Source organism: Actinobacillus ureae ATCC 25976 (assembly GCF_000188255.1).
Lineage (GTDB): Bacteria > Pseudomonadota > Gammaproteobacteria > Enterobacterales > Pasteurellaceae > Actinobacillus > Actinobacillus ureae.
Genome location: NZ_GL831080.1, coordinates 263,844 through 275,263 on the forward strand (window position 1 = coordinate 263,844; position 11,420 = coordinate 275,263).

The following is an 11,420-nucleotide window of genomic DNA, read 5'->3' on the forward strand; positions in this document are numbered from 1 at the left end:
AATACAGAACGCAGTCCTTAAATTAAACAGTCTAACTTTTTGGGGCAGATCAATTCCGCCGTCTTTTTACAAATTATAAGATATCTAATAATTCCACTTCGAAAATTAAGGTTGCAAACGGAGGAATTGATGCACCTGCACCACGCTCACCATATGCTAACTCTTGTGGAATAATTAAACGCCATTTTGAACCGACTGTCATTAATTGTAACGCTTCAGTCCAACCTTTAATTACACCACCAACTGGGAATTCTGCTGGAGTACCACGTTTTACAGAACTGTCGAATACCGTACCGTCAATTAAAGAACCGGTGTAATGTACACGAACTGTGCTGTCTGCTGTTGGTTTTGAGCCTGTACCTTCCGTTAATACTTCATACTGTAAACCAGATTCAGTGATTACAACGCCTTTTGCTTTCTTGTTTTCTTCTAAGAATGCTTTATTGTCCGCTTCAATCGCTTTAAATGCTTCCGCTTGCGCCGCTTCCGCACGAGCACCTAACTCTTGTAACGCTTTAGTCACTTCGTTAAGGTCAATTGCCGGTGGATTTTGATTTAATACATCGTTAATACCACGAGCAACTGCTTCGGCATCTACTTCCATACCGCTACCTAATAATTGTTGACCGATTTGTAAACCGATACCGTAGCCACCTTTTGCTTCTGTACTTTCTAAAGCAACTGCGTTGAAATCTAATGCCATTTGTTGTTTCCTTTTTTGTTAAAAAATATAAAGACACCCAATGTTATGGGGGTAATTTTTTAAAATACAAGCCTGATAACAAAGAAAGCGGTTAAATTTAGCAAAAAAGTTGCTAAATTTAACCGCTTGATTCATATTGAGTTCAAATTAGAAACTTAAATACGGCACAACTTTTTGAATGGTTGCCTCACCAATACCGGAAATGTTTGATAATTCTGCAGCGTTTTTGATTTTGCCAACTTTGTTACGATAATCAATAATGGCTTGAGCCTTCACTTCGCCGATACCACTTATTGTTTGTAACGTTTTCGCATCCGCCATATTTACGTTTACTTTTGTCGCTGCCGGTACTTTTACGGCTGATGTTTTAGCCGGTACCGCTGTTTTTTCCGCAGCCTGTGTTTTAACCGCTCTCACTTTTTCTTTCGCACTTGCTTTCACATCATCTAATGCGTTTGCTTTGCTCACTTTAGACGTATTCAACGCCTCTTTTGCATTGGTTACTTTATCGGTTGCAGTCACTTGCGTTTTAGCGGTTGCCAAAGTTTCTTTTGCGGTCGGCACTTTATTTGCTACCGAATTTTTTGCTTGTGTCACTTGATTGCTTACGGCACTTTTGGCGTTGTTGTTTACCGAAGTTAACGGGTTTGCCACCTCAGCAAATGAAACAGCTGAAACAGTCATTGCAATACCTAATGCTAAAAGAGTTTTTAATGATTTCATAATTTTTGCTTCCTATAAAAGTTGCGGATATCCAAAAAGGGAAAAGTATCGAGAGGTCAACTCAACTTGAGCTGAATTCTAAGACTGAATAATAAAATATTAGTTCAAGTTTATTAAACGAATGAATATTGTACAGCATTTTGTGTAAAATTTTTTTCTAATAATAACCTTTTCGCCTATCGTTAAGATAAGCAATTAAATGAGTGTGACAGGATAAAAATAATGAATATAAATAACGAATTATCACAAGCGATTTTAGCTACCGTGCAACAAGAAGTTGTACCAGCGTTAGGCTGTACCGAACCAGTTTCTTTAGCATTAGCATCTGCCGTTGCCCCCCAATATTTAGGCGCATTGCCGGATCGTATCGAAGCCAAAGTTTCACCTAATTTGATGAAAAATGGCATGGGCGTAACCGTACCCGGTACAGGTACGGTCGGCTTAACGATGGCGGCGGCAATTGGTGCAATTGGTGGCGATCCGAACGGTGGTTTAGAAGTCTTAAAGCACATCACCGCTGAATAAGTAGCTCTGGCAAAACAAATGATCAATGATCATAAAATTGAAGCCAGCATTTCCGACACTGAACATATCCTTTATTCTGAAGCGACTCTCTTTAATGCGGATCAGCAGGTAAAAGTACGTATCGCCGCTCATCATACCAACGTCATTTATTTTATATTGAAAAAAACGGCGAATTATTGTTTTCCAAACCATGTGTAGTTGAAAATGAGCACGCGGAAAATGTCTTTGCAAACCTTACGGCGAAAGATATTTATGATTTTTCCTTAAATGTAGAATTAGAAAAGATTCGTTTTATTCAACAGGCGGCGATTTTAAATAGCGCACTTTCACAGGAAGGGCTGAATCAAGATTACGGTTTACATATCGGACGAACCTTGCAAAAACAAATCGGCAAAGGGTTAATTAGCGATGATTTGCTCAATCGTATCGTGATTGAAACCACCGCTGCCAGCGATGCACGAATGGGCGTCGCAAATTTACCGGCGATGAGTAATTCCGGTTCGGGTAACCAAGGGATTACTGCAACAATGCCGGTTGTAGTTGTCGCTCGCCACTTAGCCGCTAGCGAAGAACAACTCACTCGAGCCTTGTTCCTTTCGCATTTAATGGCGATTTATATTCATAGAAAATTACCAAAATTTTCTGCGTTATGTGCAGTAACCACTGCCGCAATGGGCAGTTGCGCCGGTGTAGCATGGTTATTAACCGGTAAATTTGAAGCGATCAGTATGGCGATCAGCAGTATGATCGGTGACATCAGCGGCATTATTTGTGATGGAGCGGCAAACAGTTGTGCGATGAAAGTATCAACCAGTGTAAGTTCAAGTTATAAATCCATTTTAATGGCATTGGACAATACCCAAGTCACCGGTAATGAAGGGATCGTAGAACACCAAATTGACCGTTCAATCAATAACCTTTGTGCAATTGCTTCTCGTAGTATGCAATATACTGATCGTCAAGTAATTGAAATTATGGTGAGTAAACCTAAAACTCTCTAATCGCCTTCTAACTAAAAAATAGCGCTAATATGATTTTATTAGCGCTCCCTTCTGTTCGCAAACTGACAAAAACTTATAAATTATATACAAAAACAGTTAGTTTTTAATAATTGTTGAAAATAACAGATTCATAATTGAGCAATTGTAAGTTTTGAAATATAATCTATAACCTCTTTTTTGCACACAAAGGTACTCGAAACGGGTGTTTAGAATTATCAATAAAATTGTCTCTTCTTCTCTTTCAATGGCTTTTCTAGGAGCGCTTAGTGGGTCTGCCGCTTATTCATACGGATGGGCACAAGCCTACTTCTATGGATTTTCATGGTGGTATGTTGATGTGGGTGCTTTGTTCCACTTATTTAATCGGTTTGTACTTATTAGTTAAAGCTAAACCATATCTCAGCAATTCTTGTATCAAAATGGTACGCGCAAGTATTTTATGTGCGGTGACCTTCTTACCTATTTTAATCGTAACTGTTCTAATCACCGGTAAAATTTATCAATTGTCAGTAATTTCCTACTTCGGTACCGTATTGGTTTCAATTCTTTTATTCCGCAATCCGATTAATCGTCATATTAGTAGTATCAATGTTCATACGGCAATCAACTTTGTTCAAAATCACAAAAATTATGTGATGATTTTTACCTATGCTTACTTCGTTTTATTTGCTTTTCTCGTTGGCTACTTACGCCCAAACTTTAAAACCCGTTTTGATATGCTCGAAGTAGAACACAATATGTACTATGTTCTCGCTAAATACAATAAAACCTTTGTCCTATCTAAAGAACTAAAAATTGATAACGACGATTTTTGTCTCTATGAATTAGTGCCGAACCAATTAGGACACGTTCAAATGGTTTGTATTAATCACCCGTTTTAAACGCTAAAAAAGCGGTTAGATTCTGCAAAAATTTTGCAAAATTTAACCGCTTGTTCAATAAATTATATTAGTTTTTCATTGATTGAACCGGTGCCGGAATACGTCCGCCACGATTCACAAATACTTCGCACGAACCTTCTTTAACTGGCATAATCGGCGCATAACCGAGTAAACCGCCGAATTCAACGCTTTCACCCACATCTTTACCGGTTACCGGGATAATACGCACCGCTGTGGTTTTACTATTGATCATACCGATTGCCGCTTCATCGGCAATAATGCCGGAAATGGTGTGCGCCGTTGTTTTACCCGGTACGGCAATCATATCTAAACCGACCGAACAAACTGCCGTCATCGCTTCTAGTTTATCCAAGGTCAAAATACCGCTCTCTGCCGCCGCAATCATCCCTTCGTCTTCCGAAACCGGAATAAATGCACCACTTAAACCGCCGACAGAGCTGGATGCCATCATACCGCCTTTTTTCACCGCATCATTTAACAATGCTAACGCCGCGGTCGTACCGTGTGTACCACATACACTTAAGCCCATCGCTTCTAAAATACGTGCGACGGAATCACCGATTGCCGGTGTTGGTGCCAGTGATAAATCTAAAATACCGAACGGAATATTCAGCATTTTTGACGCTTCTTGACCAATTAATTCACCGACACGGGTGATTTTAAACGCTGTTTTCTTCACTACTTCAGCCACTTCGGTTAAGGTTGTAGCATTTGAATTTTCTAACGCTTCTTTCACCACACCCGGGCCGGAAACGCCCACGTTAATAATTGCATCCGCTTCGCCCGAACCGTGGAATGCACCCGCCATAAACGGATTATCTTCCACCGCATTACAGAACACCACAATTTTGGCACAGCCAAAACCTTCCGGGGTAATATCAGCAGTACGTTTAATCGTTTCACCGGCAAGTTTTACCGCATCCATATTGATCCCAGCACGGGTTGATCCGATATTGATAGAGCTACATACGATATCGGTGGTTTTCATTGCTTCCGGAATCGAGCGAATTAAAACTTCATCGGAAGGTGACATGCCTTTTTGCACTAACGCAGAAAAACCACCGATAAAAGATACGCCGATTGCTTTTGCTGCACGATCAAGCGTTTGTGCAATAGAAACATAAGAATCCGCTTTAGTTGCCGCAGCAATTTGTGCGATAGGAGTCACAGAAATACGTTGATTAACAATAGGTACGCCATATTTGGCGGAAAGGATTTTGGCAGTTTCAACTAAATCTTTGCCGACAGCAGTAATTTTTTGATAAATATTTTGGTTTAATTGGTCAATATCGGCACTGATACAATCGTGCAGATCAATACCGATCGTAATGGTTCGCACATCAAAGTTCTGGTCGGCGACCATTTTTATCGTTTCAATAATTTCGCTGGATTGAATACTCATTTCGCCACTCCCTTAAATACGGTGCATCGCTTTGAAAATTTCTTCGTTTTGGATACGAATATCTAGAGCGAGTTTTTTACTTTCTTGCGTAAAAAACTCAGCTAATTCCGGGAATGACTTTTCACATTTTGTCGTATCCACCAAAATCACCATCGTAAAAAAGTCATCCATTAACTGTTGGCTGATATTCACGATATTAATTTGATTTTCCGCTAAGATTTTCGATACATCGTACACGATACCTACACGGTCTTTTCCGATAACAGTAATTACTGAATTGCTCATTGTTGCTTCCTCGAGTTTGCATATTATTAAATAGGAATAATGAGTATAGCGCTGTTTCAATTGTTTGACTAGATATTGCGCAAACGTTTGCGCAATTAAAATAAAAAAACCACGGCAGAAATTCCGTGGTTAATGTTTAAACTAAATCGAATAATAAAAATTCAACATCGTTATCCGTCTCAATCGTCAATAATTGCTCGGCACGGATCCCTAACGCATCACTGGTTTCAATTTTTGTACCGTTTACGCTTAATTAACCTTTTACCACTTGTAACCAGTATGAACGATTGCTACCCAATTCAATTTTCGTATTTTTATTGGCAGCATATTGATAACGCCATAATTTCATATTTTGATAAATTTTGAATGAACCTTGTTCGGCAGTCGGCGATAAAATTAATGTACCGCCTTCATGATCGGCAAATTTATCTTGGCTGTAACGAGGCGTTACGTCTTTTTGATTTGGGATAATCCAGATTTGATAAAGATGTAGCGTTTCTTCTAAGTCCGGATTCATTTCCGAATGGAAAATCCCCGTACCTGCCGACATAATTTGAAATTCACCCGCTTTAACCTCGGTTTGATTCCCCATACTATCCTTGTGAGCGACACGCCCGTTAAGTACATAAGTGAGGATTTCCATATTATCGTGTGGGTGCATACCGAAACCACGTGCCGGTGCAATAAAATCTTCATTAATCACACGTAAATGTGAAAAATGGATATGTTTCGGATCATAATAATTGGCAAAAGAAAAAGTATGATAACTTTCTAACCAATCAAATGAACCGTCGCCTCGCTCGTTTGCTTTTCTAACTTGTAACATCTTAAATTCCTTATACATTTGCTATTTTTTGCGGAAATTTAACCGCTTGTTGATGATGAACATGGCAATATTGATCTTGCAAGTAAATAAACATATGAATTATTAAATAACTATTTACTGACAGCTGATAATAATCTTATTGCAAATGAATTTTAGAATCATTAATAGAAATCAGCTATCGTAAAACGATATTTTAATTAGTGTTAACTATTAAAACCAATCACACTTATCAGTGATAACAATTAGACAGCAGCATAATTTTTACTCATAATTTACCCAGTCAAATGATGAAAAAGAAAACAATAGGAGTATAAATTATGATAAGCAAAACGATTACTTTCCCAGTATTAAAATTAAACACTCAAACACAAGAATTAAGCACAGATATCAATAAAAATGCTACTCACACTGTTCCCAGCTTAACCGTTTCTACTGGTCATTTAATTGCTGATGCGCTACAAATGCGCTTACAAGGTTTAAATGAATTATCAATGATCTTAAAACACGCACACTGGAACGTTGTCGGTCCAAATTTTGTTGCAGTACACGAAATGTTAGATAGCCAAGTGGATGAAGTACGTGATTTTGTGGATGAAATTGCAGAACGTATGGCAGCATTAGGTGTTGCACCGAACGGCCTATCTGGCAATTTAGTTGCAACACGTCAAACACCTGAATATCCGTTAGGTCGTGCTACAGCGCAAGACCACTTAAAAATGATTGATTTATATTACTCGCACAATATCGAAGCACATCGTGTGGTACTTGAACATAACGGCCACCTAGATCCGATTAGCGAAGATTTATTAGTGGCTCAAACTCGTGCATTAGAGAAATTACAATGGTTTATTCGTGCACACTTAGATAACGGCAGGGGTAATATATAATTAAAAATTGAATAAATCCCTCTAAGTAAGCGGCTAGTTGTTGCAATATGCAAACAATTAGCCGCTTTTTTATGATCTACCTCTCATTCTGAAATTAAGCCAATTTACATCTCCAATTTTTTAGAGTATAGTATTCCCTAGTATTTTAGTAAGGTATTAATATACTGACTAAAATCAATATCAACACAACTTAACTAAAATGGAGCTTCAATATGGCTGAACAAATCGTGCCTTCAAATGATGCAATTCTAAAAGCAGTACAAGATACTCTCGTAATTTCAACCACCGATTTACAAGGTGTGATTACCTATGCGAACGATTTATTTTGCAAACTTACCGGTTTTTCACGTGAGGAATTAATCGGTCAACCGCATAACATCGTACGCCATCCGGCAGTCGCAAAAGAAGTTTATAAAGAGATGTGGGATACCATTCAAGCAGGAAAAATCTGGACAGGTATCGTGCCGAACTGCGGAAAAGGCGGCATTGTTTATGTGGTAGATACGACAGTTCAACCGATGTTTGATGAAGCAGGTAATATTACAGGCTATATTAGCGTGCGTCGCGTGATTAACGACTTAATGGATAATTTTGAAGCCGTTGAATTATCAAAAGAAATTTACGACGAATTCTACGATAAATAATTTGCTTAAGCGTACGCAATCTCTCCTGCGTACGCTTTTTAGTTCAGGAGAATATTTAATGCAATCTATTTCTCATGTTCATATTGCTTACGGTTCAGAATCAGGTAATGCAGAACAACTCGCTCAGCAGCTTGCACAACGCCCCTTTCTACAACCATATCAGCCGACTATCGCAACGCTAAACGAGACCGAATTCGCTCACTTAGATCCACAAAGCCTGTTATTAATCATTACCAGTTCGTTTGGTGACGGTGAACCGCCAGAGAATGCAGAAGATTTCATTGAAAATTTCCTTGCAAATTCGACCGCTTATCAAGGGCGTTACGCCATTTTTGGTTTGGGTGATGTCAGCTATGATAAGTTTTGCGGCTATAGTCGCAAGCTCGATCAATTCTTTCAAACTCAACAATTACCCGCATTGATTGAACGAGTGGATGCTGATCTAAACTATCAGGAAATTTTTAAACACTGGCTCCCGTTACTTGAGCAAGCGCTGAATAAACCGGAAGCTGTGCCACTAACACATGAACTCTCCGTGAAAGTGTATGATGAAAACCAAACCTATGCAGCACAAGTGTTAGAGATTCAGCGATTAGTGCAGTCCGAGCCGGCGGTTTATCACCTACGCTTATCGCTTGAAAATAGCGGCATTTGTTACCAAGCCGGCGATTTAATTTATGTGCAAGTTCAACAGCAAGATGATTTACTCAATATGTTCGTCCAATGGTTTAGCGATGACAATGCGGCACAGCAATTACGCTATAAAGAGTTGCGCCTATTAACTAAAAACGTATTAAGAGATCTGGCAAAAATTTGTTCGAATCATACGTTAAAAGAGTTACTTAAAATTGCCAATAAAAAAACGCTTGAACAATATCTTTACGGACATGATTTACTCGATGTGTTGCGTGATTTTGACCCGCAAAAAACCATCTCCCTTGCTGATCTGCAAGCTATTTTGCCGAATCTTACCGCTCGCGCCTACTCCATTAGCTCTTGCGGAAAAACGCATCCGGAATATGTCGACTTATGTATTCGCCAAGTCCAATACCAGCTTGCTGACCGCCAATATTACGGCACGGCAAGCCGTCATTTAGCACAATTGCAAGCGGGTGATTTTGTACAAATTTTTGCAAAAGCAAATCCTCACTTCCATTTGCCGGAAAATGATAAACCGATTGTGATGATTGGCTCTGGTACCGGCATTGCGCCTTATATCGGCTTCTTACAAAATCTTGCAGCACAAACATCCGCTCGACAAACGTATCTGTTCTTCGGCGAACGGTATGCAGAGAAAGATTTTCTATACCAAACAGAATTGGAAAACTATCTGAAAGCCGGCACGCTGACCCAGCTTTTCACCGCATTTTCTCGTGATCAAGCGGAAAAATTCTATGTACAAGACTCATTAGCACAACAAGCCGCATTAATTTGGCAATTAATCGAGCAAGGCGCTTATTTCTACGTATGCGGCAGCAAAACGATGAGTAAAGCGATTGATGAAACGTTATTGAATGTTGCGGCACAGGTTGGAAATCAGCCGTATGTCGATGCGTTCAATAATATTGTTGCACAGCTTGTGGCGGACAAGCGTTTGTTCCGAGACGTGTACTAACCAGTAAAATAAACAAGCGGCCAAATTTATAAAAAATCTTACAAATTGAACCGCTTGTTATATTTGCTCGCAAAGCATCCGTTATGGAATATCATGCCCTTGTGAAGCGACATAAACGTTGATCCACTCCTCTTCGGTAAACCTAATATCTAATGTGCGAACCGCACTTTCAACTAGGGCAATTTGCCCGGAGCCAATAATCGGCATAATCTTCACCGGATGTGCTAAAAGCCAAGCGTAACTCAACACATCCAATTGTTGTTCGCCGTATTTTTCACCAATGGTTCTCAATGCTTTTGCCATTCGTAAGCTTCGCTCGTCTTGATTAAAAATTTTACCACCAACAAGAGGCGACCAAGCCATTGGACGAATCCGTTTTTCCAATAAGAAATCTAGCGAACCGTCATCAAACGGCGCTAATTGTAATGGGGAAATTTCAATTTGATTGGCCACTAACGGTAGGGAAAGATAAGATTGCAACATTGAAAATTTAGCCGGTGTGTAGTTCGATACACCAAAATGACGCACTTTTCCGGCTTGATGTAAATCCTCAAACGCACGAGCAATTTGCTCCGGATCAGCACAAGGTGAAAGACGGTGAATCAGTAAAACATCCAAATAATCACTATTGAGTTCTTGCAAAGAACGCTCTGCCGACCAAACGATATGTTCATAACTATTATTGTAATGGTGCGTTTTCATATCCGGTAATGTCTGATTTGGGAATAGAATACCGCACTTGGTAACTAACGTCAGTTTCTCACGTAAAGACTTGTCCAGCGCCAATGCTTGACCAAACTGCCCTTCGGAGATAAAACCTCCATAACATGCAGCGTGGTCTAGCGTGTCAATCCCGAGTTCTAAACCTTGCTGCACAAAGCGTAACAGCTCCTGCGGTGTTTTTTTCCATTCGTTTAATCGCCAAAATCCTTGAATCAAACGGCTAAATCTCAGTGTCGGTGTGAGTTGAATATATTGCATAGCAGCTCCTATCACTCTTGTTTAAATAACAGTCAGTGTACACTCGCGCATTTATTCTATGCTTTTGATATATCCACTTAGATAAAAAAATACCTTTAGCGTATTACAAACCGCTAAAGGTATTTATATTTAAGATCTATTGGTTCTCTAAGCATTACAGCAATAATGCCGAGCCCCATTTAATAATATCGAAGAAGAATTTATTGTCATTCGTTGCAACACTATCACCGCTTTTTGTCTCGGTTTGCACTTCTTCAACCATTCCGCTCTTATACTGACCTTTGACCACAGCCAAGTCATCTTTGGCTTGAGCGCGTAAGGTTTGACACTGTTTATTGCTCATTTTGTCCACATCAGCCGGAGTGTTTTTAAATTTCTTAAATTGATATTGCGCATAGCCCATAGACTTCTCATCGCCTTGCACGATCTTCACGTATTGTTCGCCAATCACTTCTTCCAACGGATAGAAGAAAACATACTGTGAATGAATATAGGCATCTTCTTTAGAAAAATGCGCTTGCTGAATACGTGTCAAATTCGGATAAATACACTGAGAAGCTTGTTCGCTTAATGCCACCCAACGTTGTGCATCCTTATCCGATAACACATAATCGGCATTGGCAAATTCACCCGGAAATGCTTCTTGTTGTACCGATTTACCTGAGAACGAACAGCCCACGGTCAATGCAGCCATTCCAACTAACATAATTTTCTTTAACATGACTAACCTTTAATTAAGCTTAAATGAATAGGCTCGATTGTAGCATTTCTCAATAAATGCGCAAACAAGCGGTCAAATTTACCTATTTTTCTGCATATTTAGCACAAAGCCCTCTACAATGATCTGCCCCCCAAAAGTTGGACTAACCATCCAACAGATTAAGGTGCAGATTTTTTATGACTAAATATAACTCGCTATTCAAACA

The 11,420-nt window shown here is 39.4% G+C and carries 10 protein-coding genes and 2 pseudogenes; 5 read left to right on the top strand and 7 right to left on the bottom strand.

Annotated elements, in window-relative coordinates:
- Positions 1-73: 73 nt before the first annotated feature.
- Complete coding sequence (locus tag HMPREF0027_RS01265) at positions 74-703, bottom strand: BamJ family beta-barrel-assembly machinery protein (protein WP_005621488.1); 630 nt, start codon at positions 701-703, stop codon at positions 74-76.
- Between the two features lie 147 nt (positions 704-850).
- Positions 851-1,426: a ComEA family DNA-binding protein gene (locus HMPREF0027_RS01270; protein WP_005621489.1), complete on the bottom strand. Its 576-nt coding sequence runs from the start codon at positions 1,424-1,426 to the stop codon at positions 851-853.
- Between the two features lie 222 nt (positions 1,427-1,648).
- Between HMPREF0027_RS01270 and HMPREF0027_RS01275 the strand changes: the two are divergent.
- Both HMPREF0027_RS01275 and HMPREF0027_RS01280 read left to right on the top strand, forming a co-directional pair.
- Positions 1,649-2,952, top strand: a pseudogene (locus tag HMPREF0027_RS01275) (L-cysteine desulfidase family protein).
- 266 nt (positions 2,953-3,218) lie between these two features.
- Positions 3,219-3,833 (top strand): hypothetical protein, encoded by a 615-nt coding sequence (locus tag HMPREF0027_RS01280; protein WP_005621496.1) that lies wholly within the window; start codon positions 3,219-3,221, stop codon positions 3,831-3,833.
- 67 nt (positions 3,834-3,900) lie between these two features.
- On the opposite strand, the gene HMPREF0027_RS01285 is transcribed toward HMPREF0027_RS01280, so the two are convergent.
- The 3 genes and pseudogenes from HMPREF0027_RS01285 to HMPREF0027_RS01295 all read right to left on the bottom strand — a co-directional run bounded on the left by HMPREF0027_RS01285 (position 3,901) and on the right by HMPREF0027_RS01295 (position 6,367).
- Positions 3,901-5,256, bottom strand: coding sequence for a PFL family protein (locus HMPREF0027_RS01285; RefSeq protein WP_005621498.1), 1,356 nt, complete (start codon positions 5,254-5,256; stop codon positions 3,901-3,903).
- A gap of 12 nt (positions 5,257-5,268) precedes the next feature.
- The gene (locus HMPREF0027_RS01290; protein WP_005621499.1) at positions 5,269-5,541 is read right to left on the bottom strand and encodes an ACT domain-containing protein; all 273 of its coding nucleotides are present in this window, start codon (positions 5,539-5,541) and stop codon (positions 5,269-5,271) included.
- Between the two features lie 136 nt (positions 5,542-5,677).
- A pseudogene (locus HMPREF0027_RS01295) lies at positions 5,678-6,367 on the bottom strand (pirin family protein).
- Between the two features lie 317 nt (positions 6,368-6,684).
- On the opposite strand from HMPREF0027_RS01295, the gene HMPREF0027_RS01300 reads away from it, so the two are divergent.
- The 3 genes from HMPREF0027_RS01300 (at position 6,685) to HMPREF0027_RS01310 (ending at position 9,513) form a co-directional block, all read left to right on the top strand.
- Positions 6,685-7,254 carry a Dps family protein gene (locus HMPREF0027_RS01300; RefSeq protein WP_005621501.1) on the top strand — a complete coding sequence of 190 codons (570 nt, stop codon included), beginning with the start codon at positions 6,685-6,687 and terminating at the stop codon, positions 7,252-7,254.
- Between the two features lie 212 nt (positions 7,255-7,466).
- Positions 7,467-7,898: a PAS domain-containing protein gene (locus HMPREF0027_RS01305; protein ID WP_005621502.1), complete on the top strand. Its 432-nt coding sequence runs from the start codon at positions 7,467-7,469 to the stop codon at positions 7,896-7,898.
- Positions 7,899-7,956: 58 nt separating this feature from the next.
- Positions 7,957-9,513 (top strand): diflavin oxidoreductase, encoded by a 1,557-nt coding sequence (locus HMPREF0027_RS01310; RefSeq protein WP_005621504.1) that lies wholly within the window; start codon positions 7,957-7,959, stop codon positions 9,511-9,513.
- A gap of 81 nt (positions 9,514-9,594) precedes the next feature.
- Here the strand turns inward: HMPREF0027_RS01310 and HMPREF0027_RS01315 are convergent, their stop codons facing one another.
- Positions 9,595-10,494, bottom strand: coding sequence for an aldo/keto reductase (locus HMPREF0027_RS01315; RefSeq protein WP_044024207.1), 900 nt, complete (start codon positions 10,492-10,494; stop codon positions 9,595-9,597).
- A gap of 154 nt (positions 10,495-10,648) precedes the next feature.
- Positions 10,649-11,215: a DUF5358 domain-containing protein gene (locus HMPREF0027_RS01320; RefSeq protein WP_005621507.1), complete on the bottom strand. Its 567-nt coding sequence runs from the start codon at positions 11,213-11,215 to the stop codon at positions 10,649-10,651.
- Between the last annotated feature and the right edge of the window lie 205 nt (positions 11,216-11,420).

Coding starts and splice junctions, on each gene's coding strand:
- HMPREF0027_RS01300 (WP_005621501.1), top strand. CDS start 6,685: ATGATAAGCAAAACGATTACTTTCCCAGTATTAAAATTAAACACTCAA.
- HMPREF0027_RS01285 (WP_005621498.1), bottom strand. CDS start 5,256: ATGAGTATTCAATCCAGCGAAATTATTGAAACGATAAAAATGGTCGCC.
- HMPREF0027_RS01265 (WP_005621488.1), bottom strand. CDS start 703: ATGGCATTAGATTTCAACGCAGTTGCTTTAGAAAGTACAGAAGCAAAA.
- HMPREF0027_RS01315 (WP_044024207.1), bottom strand. CDS start 10,494: ATGCAATATATTCAACTCACACCGACACTGAGATTTAGCCGTTTGATT.
- HMPREF0027_RS01290 (WP_005621499.1), bottom strand. CDS start 5,541: ATGAGCAATTCAGTAATTACTGTTATCGGAAAAGACCGTGTAGGTATC.
- HMPREF0027_RS01305 (WP_005621502.1), top strand. CDS start 7,467: ATGGCTGAACAAATCGTGCCTTCAAATGATGCAATTCTAAAAGCAGTA.
- HMPREF0027_RS01310 (WP_005621504.1), top strand. CDS start 7,957: ATGCAATCTATTTCTCATGTTCATATTGCTTACGGTTCAGAATCAGGT.
- HMPREF0027_RS01320 (WP_005621507.1), bottom strand. CDS start 11,215: ATGTTAAAGAAAATTATGTTAGTTGGAATGGCTGCATTGACCGTGGGC.
- HMPREF0027_RS01270 (WP_005621489.1), bottom strand. CDS start 1,426: ATGAAATCATTAAAAACTCTTTTAGCATTAGGTATTGCAATGACTGTT.